This is a genomic window from Mesorhizobium sp. P3_A2 (assembly GCF_056403115.1).
Map to the genome: position 1 here is coordinate 604,265 of NZ_JBFUGC010000001.1, position 17,156 is coordinate 621,420.

Annotated in this window: 19 protein-coding genes; 12 read left to right on the forward strand and 7 right to left on the reverse strand. The window is 64.4% G+C overall.

Annotated elements, in window-relative coordinates:
* Nucleotides 1-9: 9 nt before the first annotated feature.
* The 4 genes from pcaG to pcaD are packed head-to-tail and all read right to left on the reverse strand — an operon-like array spanning nt 10 to nt 2,584.
* Nucleotides 10-624: a protocatechuate 3,4-dioxygenase subunit alpha gene (gene pcaG, locus AC1DXM_RS02855; protein WP_477231657.1), complete on the reverse strand. Its 615-nt coding sequence runs from the start codon at nt 622-624 to the stop codon at nt 10-12.
* Complete coding sequence (pcaH, locus tag AC1DXM_RS02860) at nt 624-1,379, reverse strand: protocatechuate 3,4-dioxygenase subunit beta (protein WP_477231658.1); 756 nt, start codon at nt 1,377-1,379, stop codon at nt 624-626. The genes pcaG and pcaH overlap by 1 nt, the downstream gene beginning before the upstream one ends.
* Nucleotides 1,369-1,782 (reverse strand): 4-carboxymuconolactone decarboxylase, encoded by a 414-nt coding sequence (gene pcaC / locus AC1DXM_RS02865; protein ID WP_477231659.1) that lies wholly within the window; start codon nt 1,780-1,782, stop codon nt 1,369-1,371. The genes pcaH and pcaC overlap by 11 nt, the downstream gene beginning before the upstream one ends.
* Nucleotides 1,775-2,584 (reverse strand): 3-oxoadipate enol-lactonase, encoded by an 810-nt coding sequence (gene pcaD / locus AC1DXM_RS02870; protein ID WP_477231660.1) that lies wholly within the window; start codon nt 2,582-2,584, stop codon nt 1,775-1,777. Before pcaD ends, pcaC begins: the two co-directional genes overlap by 8 nt.
* A 93-nt stretch (nt 2,585-2,677) precedes the next feature.
* On the opposite strand from pcaD, the gene pcaQ reads away from it, so the two are divergent.
* From pcaQ to AC1DXM_RS02910, 8 genes are all read left to right on the forward strand, one after another.
* Nucleotides 2,678-3,595, forward strand: coding sequence for a pca operon transcription factor PcaQ (pcaQ, locus tag AC1DXM_RS02875; protein ID WP_192259466.1), 918 nt, complete (start codon nt 2,678-2,680; stop codon nt 3,593-3,595).
* 299 nt (nt 3,596-3,894) lie between these two features.
* A complete protein-coding gene (locus tag AC1DXM_RS02880; protein WP_477231661.1) occupies nt 3,895-5,193 on the forward strand; it encodes an ABC transporter substrate-binding protein in 1,299 nt (432 codons plus the stop codon).
* Between the two features lie 86 nt (nt 5,194-5,279).
* Nucleotides 5,280-5,954: an ABC transporter ATP-binding protein gene (locus tag AC1DXM_RS02885; RefSeq protein WP_477231960.1), complete on the forward strand. Its 675-nt coding sequence runs from the start codon at nt 5,280-5,282 to the stop codon at nt 5,952-5,954.
* Nucleotides 5,951-6,679: an ABC transporter ATP-binding protein gene (locus AC1DXM_RS02890; RefSeq protein ID WP_477231662.1), complete on the forward strand. Its 729-nt coding sequence runs from the start codon at nt 5,951-5,953 to the stop codon at nt 6,677-6,679. Before AC1DXM_RS02885 ends, AC1DXM_RS02890 begins: the two co-directional genes overlap by 4 nt.
* Nucleotides 6,676-7,572, forward strand: coding sequence for a branched-chain amino acid ABC transporter permease (locus tag AC1DXM_RS02895; protein WP_477231663.1), 897 nt, complete (start codon nt 6,676-6,678; stop codon nt 7,570-7,572). The genes AC1DXM_RS02890 and AC1DXM_RS02895 overlap by 4 nt, the downstream gene beginning before the upstream one ends.
* Nucleotides 7,569-8,636, forward strand: a complete 1,068-nt coding sequence (locus tag AC1DXM_RS02900; RefSeq protein ID WP_477231664.1) for a branched-chain amino acid ABC transporter permease — start codon at nt 7,569-7,571, stop codon at nt 8,634-8,636. The genes AC1DXM_RS02895 and AC1DXM_RS02900 overlap by 4 nt, the downstream gene beginning before the upstream one ends.
* A gap of 2 nt (nt 8,637-8,638) precedes the next feature.
* A complete protein-coding gene (locus AC1DXM_RS02905; protein WP_477231665.1) occupies nt 8,639-9,424 on the forward strand; it encodes a coniferyl-alcohol dehydrogenase in 786 nt (261 codons plus the stop codon).
* Nucleotides 9,425-9,518: 94 nt separating this feature from the next.
* A complete protein-coding gene (locus AC1DXM_RS02910; RefSeq protein WP_477231666.1) occupies nt 9,519-10,964 on the forward strand; it encodes an aldehyde dehydrogenase in 1,446 nt (481 codons plus the stop codon).
* Nucleotides 10,965-11,058: 94 nt separating this feature from the next.
* Here AC1DXM_RS02910 and AC1DXM_RS02915 read toward each other — a convergent pair whose 3' ends face one another.
* Nucleotides 11,059-12,120 (reverse strand): LacI family DNA-binding transcriptional regulator, encoded by a 1,062-nt coding sequence (locus AC1DXM_RS02915; protein WP_477231667.1) that lies wholly within the window; start codon nt 12,118-12,120, stop codon nt 11,059-11,061.
* Between the two features lie 200 nt (nt 12,121-12,320).
* On the opposite strand from AC1DXM_RS02915, the gene AC1DXM_RS02920 reads away from it, so the two are divergent.
* The 3 genes from AC1DXM_RS02920 to AC1DXM_RS02930 all read left to right on the forward strand — a co-directional run bounded on the left by AC1DXM_RS02920 (nt 12,321) and on the right by AC1DXM_RS02930 (nt 13,958).
* Nucleotides 12,321-13,352, forward strand: coding sequence for a hydroxyacid dehydrogenase (locus AC1DXM_RS02920; RefSeq protein WP_477231668.1), 1,032 nt, complete (start codon nt 12,321-12,323; stop codon nt 13,350-13,352).
* Nucleotides 13,353-13,553: 201 nt separating this feature from the next.
* Nucleotides 13,554-13,793 carry an exopolysaccharide production repressor protein gene (locus AC1DXM_RS02925; protein ID WP_477231669.1) on the forward strand — a complete coding sequence of 80 codons (240 nt, stop codon included), beginning with the start codon at nt 13,554-13,556 and terminating at the stop codon, nt 13,791-13,793.
* 42 nt (nt 13,794-13,835) lie between these two features.
* The gene (locus AC1DXM_RS02930; RefSeq protein WP_477231670.1) at nt 13,836-13,958 is read left to right on the forward strand and encodes a hypothetical protein; all 123 of its coding nucleotides are present in this window, start codon (nt 13,836-13,838) and stop codon (nt 13,956-13,958) included.
* Here AC1DXM_RS02930 and AC1DXM_RS02935 read toward each other — a convergent pair whose 3' ends face one another.
* Both AC1DXM_RS02935 and msuE read right to left on the reverse strand, forming a co-directional pair.
* Nucleotides 13,959-14,288 (reverse strand): YciI family protein, encoded by a 330-nt coding sequence (locus tag AC1DXM_RS02935; protein ID WP_477231671.1) that lies wholly within the window; start codon nt 14,286-14,288, stop codon nt 13,959-13,961.
* A 378-nt stretch (nt 14,289-14,666) separates the two neighbouring features.
* Complete coding sequence (gene msuE / locus AC1DXM_RS02940) at nt 14,667-15,227, reverse strand: FMN reductase (protein ID WP_477231672.1); 561 nt, start codon at nt 15,225-15,227, stop codon at nt 14,667-14,669.
* A 274-nt stretch (nt 15,228-15,501) separates the two neighbouring features.
* Between msuE and AC1DXM_RS02945 the strand changes: the two genes are divergently transcribed.
* Nucleotides 15,502-17,148, forward strand: coding sequence for an acetolactate synthase large subunit (locus AC1DXM_RS02945; protein ID WP_477231673.1), 1,647 nt, complete (start codon nt 15,502-15,504; stop codon nt 17,146-17,148).
* Nucleotides 17,149-17,156 lie beyond the last annotated feature (8 nt).

Consider the following 17,156-nt stretch of genomic DNA (forward strand, 5'->3'; position numbering starts at 1 on the left):
AGGGGTCTCCTAGCTGTCGAAGAAGACCGTTTCCTTCTCCCCCTGGAGATGGACGTCGAAACTATAGATATTGCCTTGCCGCTCGGCGATCAGCGTCGGCACGCGCACCCTGTGCTCGATGCGGGCGAGGATCGGGTCTTCGGCATTGGCCTTCTGCTCGTCGGAGAAATAGAGCCGCGTATGAAGGCCTATATTGATACCGCGGGCGACGATCCACAGGCTGATATGCGGCGCCATCAGCCGGCCGTCGCCGAACGGCACGCGTCCCGGCTTGATCGTCTCAAAGCTGCACAGGCCGGTTTCCATGTCGGTCGGCTGACGGCCCCAGCCCTGAAAATCCGGATCGGCATCGCCGCGTAACTCGGCCGGCGAACTGTAGAAACCGTCAGCGTCCGCCTGCCAGATCTCGATCAGCGCGTCCCGGAGCGGCGTGCCGGTGCCGTCGAGCACGCGGATGCGCAAACCAATACGCTCGCCCTTGGTCTTGTCGTTGATCATGGTCGCGCCGAGGTCGCTGGCATAGACGCCACCGATGCCGCCGAAATTCGGCGTCAGCCCGATATGCACATAGGGCCCCGCTGTCTGCGACGGGCTCTCCTTCAGCCGGCTGAGAGCCTGCGCCATCAATTGCCCTCCGGCCGATTTTCGAACAGCGAGGCGCGGCGTCCGCGCAGCACGATGTCGAACTTGTAGGCGCGCGCGTCGAAGGGGATCGTTGCCTGCATGTCGAGTGCCGCGATCAGCGTCTCGACGGCCGCCTTGTCGCGGATGCCGCGCACGATCGGGCACCGCCAGATCAGCGGGTCGCCCTCGAAATACATCTGCGTGATCAGCCGCTGCGCAAAGCCGTGGCCGAACACCGAGAAATGGATGTGCGAGGGACGCCAGTCATTCGGCCCGTTCGGCCAGGGATAGGGACCGGGTTTCACCGAGCGAAAGGCATAGCCGCCATCGGCGTCGGTAATGGTGCGGCCGCAGCCGCCGAAATTCGGATCGAGCGGCGCCAGATAGCCGTCCTTCTTGTGGCGGTAGCGGCCACCGGCATTGGCCTGCCAGAATTCGAGCAGCGCGCCCGAGACGCCAACGCCGCGCTCGTCGAGGACACGGCCATAGACGATGATGCGCTCGCCGATGGCGCTCTCGCCCGGCTTCGCAAAATTGTGGATCAGGTCATCGTCGAGTTCGCCCAGCATAGCGTGGCCGAACACGGGACCAGTGATTTCCGACAGCGTGTTGTCGAAGGCCAGCAGCGCCTTCTGCGGCGAGCGCAGTACCGATGTCTTGTAGTCCGGCGTCAGCGCCGGCGGATGCCAGTTGCGGTCGCGCTGGAAGAAGGCGCCGGTCTCGGGCCTGCGGTTCGAGCCGGGATCAGCTGGCATGGCCATTCCTGCTTCCGTCCATGTCCGAAAACACCTCCTTGGCGATCCTGAAGGCGCGGTTGGCCGCCGGCACGCCGGCGTAGATCGCCACATGCAGGAACGCTTCGCAGATGTCGTCACGCGAGGCGCCGGTGTTGGCGGTGGCGCGCACATGCATGGCGACCTCTTCATCATGGCCGAGTGCGGCGAGCAGGGCCAGCGTCACGATCGAGCGCTCGCGCTTGCTGAAACCCGGCCGCGCCCACACCGTCCCCCAGGCTGCCTCGGTGATCAGCTCCTGGAACGGCCGGTCGAAATCGGTGACGGCATCCTCGCTGCGGTCGACATGCGGGTCGCCGAGCACCGAGCGCCGCACCGTCAGCCCGGCCCGGTATCTGGTCGTGGTCTTGGACACTTCATCCATGGATCTGCTTTCTCTGAGGAAGCGACGCGAGAAATTCTCGGATCAGGGCGGTCAGCGCACCGGGCTGCTCGACGCAAGGAATGTGGCCGGCATCCCGGATGATCTCGAAGCGCGCGCCGGGAATGAGTTCGGCCAGCCAGCGAACCAGGTCCGGCGGCGTCGAGCCGTCCTGGTCGCCGACGACACAAAGCGTGGGCACCGCGATATGCTGAGCGACCTCGGTGAAATCGGCGTCGCGCACGGCGGCGCACGTGCCGACATAACCGGCGACGGCTTGCCGGGTCATCATGTTCCAGTAGCCGTCAAGCTCGGCGATACGGTCCGTGTGGAAGGCCGGGGTAAACCACAGTTTAAGCACTGCGTCGGCGATGGCCTGGATGCCTTTGCTTTCGACGGTTGCTATGCGGGTGTTCCAGCTGTCGGCGGTGCCGATCTTGTGCGCCGTGTCGCACAGGATGAGTCCTTCTACGAGTTCGGGCCGTCGCGCGTAAAACCCTTGCGCGACTAGGCCGCCGACCGAAAGGCCGCAAAGCACGACATTGGTCAGCTCGAAATGATCGATGAGGCCCGAGAGATCATCGACATGATCGTCAATCGAGGAGATGCCGCCAATATCGGAGAGCCCGTGGCCGCGCTTGTCGTAAACCAGCAAGGGCATCTCAGCGTTCAAATCAGACACCACTTCGTCCCAGATGCGGAAGTCGGTACCGAGCGAATTGATAAACACGACTGGCCGCGCGTCCCCATTCGCCTTGAAGTTGCGATGGTGGAGCGTGATGCCGCCAATGTTGACGAATGGCACGATTTCGATCCTCCGTGTTCACATTGCACAAGGCATTTGGTTTGGTAAAATGATATTTTGCGCCGTTTCATTAACTGGGAGGTTACGAGAACCATGTCCGAAAGCCGCATAAGGTTCCGTCACCTGCAGGCATTCCTTGAGGTAGCGCGGCAAGGCAGCGTGGCGAGGGCGGCCGACTTTCTTCACGTCAGTCCGCCGGCGGTGACCAAGACGCTGCGCGAGCTGGAAGAGGCGCTTGGCATCGCAGTCGTCGAACGCGACGGCCGCGGCATAAGGGTGACACGGCTCGGCGAAATCTTCCTCGGTCATGCCGGCACGGCGATCACAGCCTTGAAGCGTGGCGTCGATTCTGTCCGCCAGGACGGCGCCATCAACCGCCATCCGATCCGCATCGGCGCGCTGCCCACAGTGTCGGCCAGGGTCATGCCGCTCGCCATGAGCCTGTTCCTGAGTGAAAATACGGGAGCGGCGATCAAGATCGTCACCGGCGAGAATGCCGTGCTGCTCGAACAGTTGCGCGTCGGCGCGCTCGATCTTGTTGTCGGCCGGCTGGCGGCACCGGAAAACATGACCGGCTTCTTCTTCGAGCATCTCTATTCCGAACAGGTTCTGTTCGTGGTGCGGGCCGGCCACCCCTTGGCGCAGCCGGGCCAGGACATCTTCGCCCGCCTCGATGAGTTTCCGGTGCTGATGCCGACCCGGGAATCGGTCATCCGCCCATTCGTCGACCGCCTGTTCATCACCAACGGCATGACCGCGCCGGCGACCGAAATCGAGACCGTGTCGGATTCCTTCGGCCGCGCCTTCCTGCGGCAAAGCGATGCCGTCTGGATCATCTCGACCGGCGTCGTCGCCAATGAAATCTCCAGCGGCGCCTTCGTCGCACTGCCGGTCAACACCGAAGAGACCAAGGGACCTGTCGGGCTGACGATGCGGACCGACACGGCCCCCTCGCCGGCCTTCGCCATCCTGCTGAAAACCATCCGCGAGGCAGCCAGCCGAGGCGGCTGAGGCAGTCGTCCTTCGCGCCGGCACAGCAAACAGTCAGTTTCGGCGACGCGGTTCCCAGGCGTGCAATTCTCGTAACCCCCGGGTTAACGAAACACCGCAAAATATCATTTTACCAAACCAAACACCTAGGGCACTGTGACGATGGGAGGATCGAAATCGTGCCGTTATCGGCATTGGCGGCGTTCCGCTGCCGCTTTAGAGCCAGCCGGGGCGATATCCGATCTGAATAAGGGCGGCACCGATTTTGAGCAGGCCGGCGGTCGCCTCCAGGCACCGTCAGGAAAGGGAGGAATATCAGCATGACCTCAAGCAAATCCGGCGTCTCGCGGCGCCAGTTCATCGCCACTTCGCTCGCCGGCGGCGCAGCCCTTGCGCTCAGCCGCGGCAAAGCTTTCGCGCAAGCTGCCGACACGCTGAAGATCGGCTTTGTCAGCCCACGCACCGGCCCGCTCGCCGGCTTCGGCCAGACCGACGGCTATGTGCTCGACCTCGCCCGCAAGGCGCTCGCTGGCGGCCTCGATGTCGGCGGCAAGAAGTACAGTGTGGAAATCCTCGATCAGGATACGCAATCGGATCCCTCCCGCGCGGGCCAGCTCGCCAAGGACCTGATCAACAACCAGGCCATTGACCTGATGCTCGCCGTCTCCACGCCCGAGGTGATCAACCCGGTCGCCGACGCCTGCGAAGCCGCCGGTGTGCCTTGCCTCTCCACCGTCATGCCGTGGGAAGCCTGGTATTTCGGCCGTGGCGCCAAGCCCGACGCCCCCTCGCCGTTCAAGTGGACCTATCATTTCGGCTTCGGCGTCGACGAGTTCTTCCGGACCTATGTTTCGCAGTGGAACCTGATCGAGACCAACAAGAAGGTCGGCGTCATGTATCCCAACGATGCCGACGGCAACGCCATCCGCGCCCATCTGGCGCCGCTGCTGGCCAAGCAGGGTTTCACCATCGTCGATCCCGGCGCCTACGAGACCGGCACCACCGACTATTCCTCGCAGATCGCGCTGTTCAAGCAGGAAGGTGTCGAGATTTTCAACTCCTTCCCGATCCCGCCGGACTTCGCCGCCTTCTGGCGTCAGGCCGCACAGCAGGGCCTGATCAAGCAGATCAAGATCTGCCAGGTCGCCAAGACCGGGCTGTTCCCGTCGGACATCGAGGCGCTTGGCGATCTCGGCAACAAGATTTCGAGCGCCGCCTACTGGCACAAGGCCTTCCCCTACAAATCGCCGCTGACCGGTGTTTCGGGAGCCGAACTCGCCGACGGCTATGAAGCCGCCAGCGGCAAGCAGTGGACGCAGCAGCTTGGCGCCTCGATGTCGCTGCTCGACGCCGGCTTCGAGGCGCTGAAGGTGAGCACCGACGCCAAGGACAAGGCAGCGGTCGCCAAGGCGCTGAGCACGCTCAACACCGAGACCATGATCGGCAAGGTCGACTTCACCAGCGGCCCGGTCGCCAATGTCTCGCCCGGCCCGATCATCGGCACACAATGGGTAGCCGCCAAGGAAGGCAGCAAATTCCCGCTCGACTATGTCGTGACCGAGAACGCCACCGACCCGAAGGTTCCGGTCGAGGCCAAGCTCCAGCCTTATAACGGCTGAGCGACGGTTACGGGGATCGCATCGTGAACGGTTCCGCAAACGCGATCCTCAGCGCCGCCGGCATCCACAAACGCTTCGGCGCGCTGGTGGTGCTGGACGATATCGACTTTGCCATGACGGCCGACGAGGCGGTCGGCATTGTCGGCCCGAACGGCGCCGGCAAGACAACGTTGCTCAGCGTGCTGTCAGGCGCCTTTCCGCCGAGTGCCGGCACCGTCGCCTTCAGGGGTGGCGACGTGACGGCACTGCCGGCCGCGGCCCGCTGTCGTCTCGGCCTGGTGCGCACGCACCAGGTGCCGAAGCCGTTCGGCGGCATGACCACCTTCGAGAACGTCTTCGTCGCCGCGTCGCATGGCGCCGGGCTTGCCCGCGACGCAGCCTATGAGGAGGCGCTGGCTTCGCTGAAACTGTGCGGCATGCTGGGCGTCGCCAACCGGCGCGCCGAGACGCTCGGCCTGCTCGACCGCAAGCGGCTGGAACTGGCCCGCGCGCTTGCGGCGAGACCGACGCTTCTTCTGCTCGACGAGATCGGCGGCGGACTGACCGATGGCGAGGCGAGCGAACTTGTCGATACGATCAAGGAATTGCGCCGGCGCAAGATCGGCATCGTCTGGATCGAGCACATCGTCCACATCCTGCTGCAGGTGGCCGAGCGGCTGATCTGCATGGATGCCGGCAAGATCATCGCCGACGGCGAGCCGCAGGCGGTGATGGCCGATCCGGAAGTCGTGCGCGCCTATCTCGGTGGAGGCCCGAAATGAGCCTGCTCGCAGTCGAGAACCTGGTTGTCCGCCACGGCTTGCTGCAGGCAGTGCGTGGCGTGAGCTTTGCGATCGAGCGCGGCGAAACGCTGGCACTGGTCGGCGCAAATGGCGCCGGCAAGACGACGCTGCTGAGAGCGATCGCCGGCGCGCATCAGCCGACAGCCGGCCGTGTGCTGCTGGATGGCGCCGATATCACCGGCGTGCCGTCGCACAAGCGGGTCGGCATGGGCGTCGCGCTGGTGCCGGAAGGGCGAAAGCTGTTCGTGCAGATGACGGTCGAGGAGAACCTCCTGCTCGGCAAGACCGCCGGACGCCCCGGCGACTGGAGCGTGGAACGCGTGCTCGACACCTTTCCCAACCTGAAGCCACGCCGCCATGCCAAGACCGGCCATCTCTCCGGTGGCGAGCAGCAGGCCACGGCCATCGGCCGCGCCCTGATGAGCAATCCGGAACTGCTGCTGCTCGACGAGGTCTCGCTCGGCCTGTCGCCGCTGGTGGTCGACCGCGTCTACGCTTCGCTGCAAGGCCTGATCAATTCCGGCACGACGATCATCCTGGTCGAACAGGATCTTAACCGCGCGCTCTCGGTCTCGGACAAGGTCATCTGCATGCTCGAAGGACGCGTGGCGCTCGAGGGTTCGAGCAAGGGCATCTCGCGCGACGAGGTGACGAAGGCCTATTTCGGCCTGCACCGGAAAAGCGCCGGGAGTGTGCCGGCATGAGCAACCAGATCGTCCAGGGCATCCTGCTTGGCGGCTACTACGCACTGATCGCCTGCGGCCTCTCCTTCATGTTTTCGGTGATGCGCATTATCAACCTCGCGCATGGCAGCTTGGCCGTGTTTTCCGCCTATGCGCTGTGGTGGCTCGCCTCGCAATTCCACATCTCGCCTTTCGTCGGCCTGCTCATCGTCCTGCCGCTGATGGCGGCGATCGGCTGGGTGCTGCAGCGCTTCCTGCTCGAGCGCAGCGCTCGCAGCGGCGCGCTGCTGCCGATCCTCACCACCTTTGGCCTCGCCATCGTCATCGACAATGCGCTGTTCGAGCAGTTCGGCGCCGACACACGGTCGCTGGCGCCCTATATCGGCAGCCTGTCCTACGATTCCTGGGAATGGCCGGGCAGCATTTATGTCGGTAAGCTTGCCGTCATCATGTTCGCCGCCGCCGTCATCCTGCTCGGCGGGCTGCAGCTGTTCCTCACCCGCACCAGGCTCGGCCGCTCGATCCGCGCCACCTCGGAAGATCCCGATACGGCCGGTCTCATCGGCGTCGACGCGCGCCGCGCCAACGCCCTTGCCGCGGCCATCGCCATGGTCACTGTCGGTCTTGCCGGCGCCTTTCTCGGCATGCGCGCCACCTTCGATCCCTATACCGGCGCACCGCAATTGTTGTTCGCTTTCGAAGCGGCCGTCATCGGCGGCGCCGGCTCGCTGTGGGGCACGCTCATCGGCGGCATCGTGCTGGCGCTCGCCCAGACGCTCGGCGCACAGGTGCATCCGCAAGGCTTCCTCATCGGCGGCCATGTCGCCTTCCTGATCGTGTTGTTCATCCGGCTCTCCACGTCCGGCCTCGGCCTGCGCGGCCTGCTGCGCCTGCCCGCGAGGAAGACGACATGAGCGCCGTTTCGACCTCCCCGGTCATCGAGCGCGGCACCCCGGCCTCGCGCATCTCGGCGATCGCGGTCGTCGTGATCATCGTGCTGCTCGCCGTTGCGCCGCATTTCCTGTCAGCCGGGGCCGTCGACCGCATGACGGCCTTGTTCATCTATGTGATCCTGGCGGCGATGTGGAATGCGCTGGCGGGCTTCGGCGGCCTGGTCTCCGTGGGACAACAAGTGTTCTTCGGCCTCGGCGCCTATTTCGCCATTCGCCTGGCCGATGCCGGCCTCAACCCGTTCGCCTCGCTGTTCGTCTCGGCGATCATCGTCGGCGCGATCTCCTGGCCAATGTCGCTGTTCATGCTGCGGCTCAGGAACGGCGAGTTCGCCATCGGCATGTGGGTGATCGCGGCGCTTACCCATCTCCTGGTCAATCTCGACCGGCTGGTGCAAGGCGAAACCGGAACGTCGCTGATTTCGCTCAACGTCTACGACGCAGGCGCCAGGCGGGAGATGATCTACTGGCTGGCACTGGCCTCGATGACGGCGCTGCTTGCCATCCTGTTTGGCCTGCTGCGCGGCAGCGCGGGCGCCGCCATCCGCGCCATCAGGGACAATGAGGATGCGGCCGCTTCCGTAGGGGTGCGCGTCACCGGCACCAAGCGGCTGCTGTTCGTGCTCGCCGCCTTCGGCATCGGCATTGCCGGCGCGCTGTGGCTGGCGACCTCGATCACCTTCCAGCCGAAAACCTATTTCAACGTCCAGTGGACCGCCTACATGATCTTCATGGTGCTGGTCGGCGGCATCGGCACCTTCGAGGGCGCTATTCTCGGCGCGCTGCTGTTCTTCCTCATCGAAACCTGGTTCGGCGGCACCGGGGTCTGGTATCTGATCGGCCTTGGCGCTACCGCCGTGCTGTTCTCGCTGTTCCTGCCGCGCGGTCTATGGGGAACGCTGGAGGAGCGCTTCGGCATACGCCTGCTGCCGGTCGGCTATCGCGTCAGGCTTGCCGCCAACGCAGCGGACACAGTCAGCGAAGACGCGCAACCGCAGCAGGGTGCAACGCACCGGGAGAAAGCCTGATCATGCTGTTCGGCAAAACCATCCTCATCACCGGTGTCGCCTCCGGCATCGGCGCGCGTACGGCGGAGCTCGCCTGCCAACTTGGCGCGGACGTGATCGGCGTCGACGTGCGCGAGCCGGCTGCACCGGTCGGCGGCTTCGTCAAGGCCGACATCTCGTCCAAGGCCGGCGTCGATGATCTCGTCGCATCCGTGCCGCAGCGCATCGACGCGCTCTGCAACGTCGCCGGCCTCTCCGGCAACACCGGCGCGGCGTCGACACTGGCTGTCAACTTCTATGGTCTGCGCGCGCTCTCGGAAGGCCTCGCGCCACGACTTCGCGAAGGCGGCGCCATCGTCAACGTCGCCTCGATCGCCGGCTATGGCTGGCGCGCCAACCTCAACCGTGCCGCGTCGATGGTCGGCATCGAAGGTTTTCCCGATGTCGCCAAAGCGGTCGCCGACCATCAGGTGAAGAACGAGGAAGGCTACCCGGTATCCAAAGAACTGCTGCTGCTGTGGACCCAGCGCGCCGCGCATCAGGAGCTGTTCAGGAGCCGCGGCATCCGCGTCAATGCGGTCAGCCCGGGACCCGTGGAGACGCCGATCCTGAAACAGTTCCGCAATGTGCTCGGCGACGCTCGCGTCGACAGCGATATTGCCCGTGTCGGACGCGCCGGCACCTCGGGCGACATCGCGCCTGTCGTGCTGTTCCTGTGCTCGGACGGCGCGCGCTGGGTCAACGGCGCCAATGTGCCGGTTGACGGCGGCCTCGAAGCATCGATCAACGCCGAAGTGCTCGGCTTCTAGACCATGATCCCGAAAAGTGGGAACCGGTTTTCGGATAAGATCATGGTCAATAACAAGATAGAAAGACGCTCGACGGCGAGCGAGGGAGAAAACAATGGACATCGGACTTCTGATCGACGGTGACAAACGGGACGCGTCGGGTGCTGCCTCTTACGAGCGCATGGACCCGTTCACCGGCAAGTTGGCGACGCGCGCTGCCGCAGCCAGCATCGCCGACGCCAATGCCGCCGTCGAAGCCGCAGCCGCCGCCTTCACCAGCTGGTCAAAGACTGGACCTGGCGAGCGCCGCGCCTTGCTGTCCAAGGCCGCCGATGTGATGGATTCCAAGGTCGGCGAATTCACCAAACTGATGATGGAAGAGACCGGCGCGACCGGCCCCTGGGCCGGCTTCAACGTCATGCTGGCCGCCAAGATGCTGCGCGAGGCGGCCGCCATGACGACGCAGATTTCGGGCGAGGTCATCCCCTCCGACAAGCCCGGCACGCTGGCCATGGCGATCCGCCAGCCGGCCGGCGTGTGTCTCGGCATCGCACCCTGGAATGCCCCGGTCATTCTCGGCACCCGTGCCATAGCCATGCCGATCGCCTGCGGCAACACCGTGGTGCTGAAGGCTTCGGAGATGTGCCCCGGCACCCACAGGCTGATCGGCCAGGTGCTGGTCGAGGCCGGCCTGCCCAAGGGCGTCATCAACGTCGTCACCAATGACCCAAAGGATGCGGCGGCAATCGTAGAGGCGTTGGTCGCGCATCCTGCGGTCAGGCGCGTCAATTTCACCGGCTCGACCAAGGTCGGCAGGATCATCGCAGAACTTGCCGGCAAGCACCTGAAGCCAGCCCTGCTTGAGCTCGGCGGCAAGGCGCCGCTCGTCGTGCTCGACGATGCCGACATCGACGCCGCGGTCAATGCGGCTGCCTTTGGCGCCTACATGCATCAGGGACAGATCTGCATGTCGACCGAGCGCCTGGTCGTCGATGAAAAGATCGCCGACGAATTCGTCGCCAAGCTCGCCGCCCGCGCCGCTGCATTGCCGGCTGGAGACCCGCGCGGCCATGTCGTGCTGGGCTCGCTGATCAGTAGCCAGGCCGCCGACAAGATGGAAGAACTGGTTGCCGATGCCGTCGCCAAGGGCGCGAAGCTGGTGGCCGGCGGCAAGCGCACCGGAACCGTGGTCGAAGCGACGCTGCTCGACCATGTCACGCCGGCGATGCGCGTCTATGCCGAAGAATCCTTCGGGCCGGTCAAGCCGGTGATCCGCGTCAACGGCGAGGACGAAGCCGTGCGCGTCGCCAACGACACCGAATACGGCCTGTCCTCGGCCGTGTTCAGCCGCGACATCCGCCGCGCTTTTGCGGTTGCCGCGCGCATCGAGGCCGGCATCTGCCACATCAACGGCCCGACCGTCGGCGACGAAGCGCAAATGCCGTTCGGCGGCGTCAAGGGCTCGGGCTATGGCCGCTTCGGCGGCAAGGCCTCGATCGCCGAGTTCACCGACCTGCGCTGGCTGACCATCGAGGATCCGAACCAGCACTATCCGTTCTGATTCTTTCTTCCTTCTCCCTTGTGGGAGAAGGCGAAGAACCGGTTGGTGCCGCGAGCCTAGGCCAGGTGCAGCTTCTGGGTGTCGACAATGGGGGCTATTGTCGGTGTCCTCCCCCGGAATGCGGGTCGCTGCCTGGCGAGCCAACGGATTCCCGCATCAAAACCCGGCAAGGCTCGAGCCGCGCGATCGGCGGTCCCTCCCCACCTTCAATCCTGGCGAACAGCGCTTCCATGGCATGGCCGGCGATCTGGCGCACCGGCTGCACAACGGCGGCGATGGCCGGCCATGTCACCTGCATCCATTCGGCATCGTCGAAGCCGACCAGCGAAATGTCGTTCGGACAATGCCAGCCGCGCCGGCGGAACTCGGACAGCGCCACCAGCGTGCCCTTGAGGAACAGCGAATAGACCGCCGTCGGCCGGTCGCCTTTCGCGAAATACTCGCGCAACTGCGCTCGCAGCGGCTCCACGTCGGTTTCGGCCAGTACGACATCGATGCGCACATCCGGCGCCAGTTTGAGTGCAGTAGTGCGAAACCCATCGAGACGGGCGCGCATCGTGGCCGCCTGTTCGCCGAGGCCGACGACCAGTATATGGCGATGACCCTTGGCGATCAGTTCGCGCGCTACTTCGGCGCTGGCTGCGGCGCTATCGGCCGACACCGTGTCGAAGGCGTCGTCGGAGAGCACACGGTCGATCAGCACGCCGGTCATGCCATTGGCCTTCATGAAGTCGGCTGCCGGGCCATGTTCGTTGCGCACCGGCGCCAGCACCACGCCGGCGACGCGCCAGTCATGCATGCGGGCGAGGATCTCTTTTTCGCGCGCTTCCGATTCACGGCTCGACGCCGCCACCAGCGTGTAGCCGCGCTGCTCGGCGAGGCCCTCGAGCTGGGTGACCATCTGGCCAAAGAATTCGCTTTCGAATTCGGGCATGATGGCGCCGATAATGCGGCGCTTGGCCCGGCGCATGTCGGAGGCGAGCGGATCAATGCGGTAGCCCAGCTGCTCGACCGCATCGAAGACGCGCTGCGCATTTTCGGGCTTCACCGTGGTGACGCCGGCCATGACCTTGGAGACGGTGGCGGCGGACACGCCGGCGCGCCTTGCCACGTCGTGGATCGACGCACGCCGCTGCTGGTCCTGCCTGTGCGCCATTGGTCCTCCTCCCGAGGCGCGGACCGAGGCATTCCGTCCGCTGGAGAAATGAGTAAATCGATTTTTCTGAGTTGTAAATCGTTTAATCGTGGGTATTTTACCCGTCGAGCGCATGTCGCCCCAAAGTGTGATGCGGTTTTGGGATAACGACAAGTGCGAAGCAAAAATACGCGATGCGGATCGCGCCGGGAGGAATCGTCATGCCAGACAAGGCCTTGCCGCTGGTCATCAGCGCGCCGGAACCACGCACGCTCGAGCTGATCTTCACCCCGCCACAGCTGGCGCGCCTCAAGGCGCACTACCGCATTGTAGAGACGACGGCCGACGGCGTGGCGAAACTGCCGGCCGATGTGCTGGCCGAAGCCCGCTATATCATCGGCCAGCCACCAATCTCGCCTGAGACGCTGGAAGCTATGAAGGCGCTGCGCTGCGTCTTCAATGTCGAGACCAACCTCGTCAACAACATGCCCTACGAGACGCTGTTTGCGCGCGGCATCCATGTCGTCACCACCGGCCTGGTCTTTGCCGAGCCGGTGGCCGAGCTCGGGCTTGCCATGGCGCTCAATCTCGCCCGCAACATCGTCGATGCCGACCTCGCCTTCCGCAAAGGCGAGGAGCTGTGGGGCGGCGACGGCAACCTCACCGCGCGGCTACTGTCGGGCGCCGATGTCGGCATCATCGGCTTCGGCGATCTCGGCCGGGCGCTGAACCGCCTGCTGTCGGGTTTCCGCACCCGCACCAAGGTGTTCGATCCCTGGCTGCCGCCGTCGATCCTGATCGACAGTGGCGTCGAGCCGGCCTCGCTCGACGATGTCCTGACATCGAGCGACTTTGTCTTCGTCGTCGCTTCGGTGACCTCGGAGAACCAGGGTTTCCTCGGCGCCGATGCTTTTGCCAGCATGCGCAAGGGTGCGGCCTTCATCCTGCTCAGCCGCGCCGGTGTCGTCGACTTCCCTGCTCTGATGGCAGCGGTAAAGAGCGGCCACATCGTCGCCGCCAGCGATGTCTTCCCGGAAGAGCCGCTGGCGCAGGATCACCCGGTCCGCACCATCCCCGGCTTCCTGCGCTCCGCCCACCGCGCCGGCGCCCTCGACATCGCCTTCAAGCGCATGGGCGACATGGTGCTGGAAGACATGGACCTGATCAACCGCGGCCTGCCGCCGCTGCGCTCCAAGCGCGCCGAGCGCGAGACGGTGTCGAGGATGCGCTCGAAGCCGGCGGATCGGAATTGATGGCAGGCGGGGGACCGTTTCGCTGATTTGTCCGTGGTTTGAGAAACACCGCGCGCCGTACACAAGCTCAAACCCGCTATGACCGCGCCATGACCGTGCTCTCCGCAGGCGATTGCAATATTACTAATTTAGTGACAACTTAATTAAGGATGCTGGCAACAGATCCCAGCCCACGGGTTGGAAATGGGGGTGGAAAGAGACATGTACTTTCCGCAATTTCTGGTCGGGATGTCTGCAACGACAATCGGCGTTGCAATCTGGGCCTATCTGGAGACCGGGTCGATCTGGGCGACCCTTGGCTGGTCAGTGCTGACACTGGTAATCCTGCAGGTCGGTTACTTCGGCCTGGTCGTTCACCTGGTGTTTAGGCGATCATCGGAACCATCGGACGCACGCTCGGCGGCGGATCCGACAAGCCCGCTTTTATTCCAGACTTTCTGAACGGGCGAGATCGAAAGCCACGTCGGCGATAGCCCCAGGCGCATGGACGACATGCTGCCAGAGGCCATGGGCCCGATCGACCACGGCCCGCCGCCGTTGCCCTCCAAGCGCACCGAACGCAAGACGGTGTCGCGCATCCGCTCGAAGCCGGCGGACAGGAACTAGTTACCGCTCGTTGAACGGCCAGATCTCGATCACCCCATGGGCCACCGCACAAGGCGATTTCGAGGCTAGCGCGATCGCCTCGTCCATGTCGCTGGCTTCCATGATCGAAAAGCCGGCGATGGGCAGGTCCGACGAGAGATAGGGCCCGGTTTCGGTCAGCACGCCGCTGGCGTCCGGATTTCGCACCTGCACCGGTGTTTCGGCGATGCCCATCACCACGCCGCGCTGCTTGAGCGATGCATCGTGTTCATGGGCTGCCTGCCTGACATCCTGCGGCGTCCGGTCATATCCGGCCCGGTCGCCATAGCCGATGGTGATATACTTGGGCATGATTGGTTCCTCCATGTTCGAGGACAATGGCTGGGCAGCCGTGGTGGTTCCGGCAAAGCCAGCCGGCACGCTCTGCTGAAGCCCGGTCGGCGCGGGAACCTTTGTCCGGTGCTGGCGTTTTCTAGCCGGATCGTTCCCATTCGATCCAGACCCTCCAAACAATGCCCCGCCAGGCCTAGCCGGCGGGGTATTGATTTTGGCTATGACATGAGGACTTGCAGGAATCTCGCGGAACCATCCTTCCGCCGGATAGTTCTCAAGGCAGCCGGGCGGTGGGAAGCCCGGCGTACTCCACGGAGGCCCGTCACGATTCGCGTCGGTGGCGGGCCTTTTTTTCACTCCCGGGCCGTTAGGGCTGGAGGCGGCCCGCTCGCCGCGCTATCCGGCAGCGACGCCGGCAGCCGAGCGATTGGCCAGCACCAGCCCGACCTCGCCGACAACCTGCTCGACGCGCTTCAGGATGGGTTCGGCCTTCAGCACGCCGTCGGAAAAATCCTTGTCCGTGGCGTAGACCCCTGTCGGCAGCGTCAGCGCCTCGAAGAAGCCGAACAGCGGCCGCAACTGGTGCTCGACGATCAGCGCATGGCGATCGTTGCCGCCGGTGGCGAGCAGCACCACCGGCTTGCCGCGCAAGGACGCCGGGTCGAACAGATCGAAGAAGTGCTTGAACAGGCCGGTGTAGCTGCCCTTGTAGGTCGGTGATCCCACCACCAGGACATCGGCATTGACGACGCTGTCGAAAATCGTCCGCGCCTGGCCGTCGAGATCGCGCGCCCATTTGGCGGCGCCCAGCGAGGGGCCGAGGTCTTCAATGTCATAGGTGCTCGCGGACAGGCCATGCTGGCGCGCAATATCCCTGACGACCTGGTCGACGAAGCCACGCGTCTTGGACGGTCGGGTGAAATTGCCGGAAAATCCGACGACGGTTGGATTGGGCATGTTCTCTCACCTCTCGCGCGCGGGCAGGCCCGCTTCATATCGCATATTTACAGGCGTGCGCCTGCCGCAAGAAGCAAGGATAGGCCCTCCAGCGCCACTCCTAGGGAATTTTTTTCCGTTTGCCCGAAACGCTCGCTGGTCCGTAAGAAAACAGAACGGTCTGTAAGCGCAAAACGACGTTGGCGGCGGCCGTGCCTCGCGCTAGGGCTTTTTCAGGACTATGTCTGACCATATCCCGACGCGGTTCGCCGCCACTTCGCCCAGGAGATGCTTCGTGCCCAAAGGTTCAGACCTGCTTGTAGCCGCTCTTGAGAATGAGGGCGTCGATCGCATCTTCGGCATTCCGGGCGAAGAGAATCTCGACGTCGTGGAATCCATCCGCAAATCCTCGATCCAGCTCATCCTGACCCGCCATGAGCAGGCAGCCGCCTTCATGGCCGCCACCCATGGCAGGCTCACCGGCAAGCCTGGTGTGTGCATCACCACGCTCGGGCCCGGTGCCTTGAACCTGACGACCGGCGCTGCCTATGCGTTGCTCGGAGCGATGCCGATGATCATGATCACCGGGCAGAAGGGCATCCGGTCGTCGCGCCAGGCCCGCTTCCAGATTGTCGACATCGTTGCGGCGATGAAGCCGCTGACCAAGCTGTCGCGCCAGATCATCTCGCCGAGGACAATTCCCGCCGTGGTGCGGGAAGCCTTTCGCATTGCCGAGGAGGAACGGCCGGGACCGGTGCATCTGGAACTGCCCGAAGACATCGCGGCCGAGGAATGCGACGACGTCGCGCTGATCCCGCCACATCCGGTCGAGCTGCCGCTGGCGAGCCCGCTCGCGCTCGATCGCGCCGCTGAGATGATCATCAAGGCACAGCGTCCGCTGGCGATGCTCGGTGCCGCCGCATCGCGGCCGCGCTCGACCTCGGATCTCGCCCAGTTCGTGATCAGGACCGGCATTCCCTATTTCACCACGCAGATGGGCAAGGGCACGGTGCCCGGCGGCACCGAGCTTTACATGGGCACGGCCGCACTCTCCGAGCGCGACTATGTGCATGAGGCCATAGAGCAGGCCGACCTCATCATCACCATCGGCCACGACACGATCGAGAAGCCGCCCTTCATCATGGGCGACAAGGGACCGAAAGTGATCCATGTCGGCTACCAGCCAGCCAATGTCGAGCAGGTCTATTTCCCGCAGACCGAAGTCATCGGCGACATCGGCGCCTCGCTCAGGCTGCTTGCCGATCGCATCGAGGGCAAGATCCCCAACGCACAGGCGCTGCTGCCGCTGCGCGAAGGGATATTGAACCGTATTGCCGCGCGCGCCACCGAAGACCGTTTCACGCCGCAGCGCCTCGTCCATGATATCCGCGCGGTGATGCCGGCTGACGGCATCCTGGCGCTCGACAACGGCATGTACAAGATCTGGTTTGCGCGCAACTACCGCACGCGTGTCGCCAACACGCTGCTGCTCGACAATGCTCTGGCCACGATGGGCGCCGGCCTGCCGTCGGCGATGACGGCGGCGATGCTCTACCCCGGCCGCCGCGTCATGGCGATCTGCGGCGATGGCGGCTTCATGATGAACAGCCAGGAGCTGGAAACCGCCGTCAGGCTGAAGCTCAACCTGGTCGTGCTGATCATCGAGGACCATGCGTTCGGCATGATCCGCTGGAAGCAGGCGGTCGACGCCTTTCCCGATTTCGGCATGACCTTCGGCAACCCTGATTTCGTCAAATATGCAGAATCCTACGGCGCCAAGGGCACCAGGGTCAGCGCCATCGGCGACCTCAAGTCGACCCTAGAGACGGCTTTCACCGGCGGTGGCGTCCATCTCGTCGTCGTGCCAATCGACTATTCGGAGAACGAGCGCGTCCTGGTCGAGGAACTGCGCCACCGGCTGCCGGCGCCGCCGGAGGCTTGACGACGCGG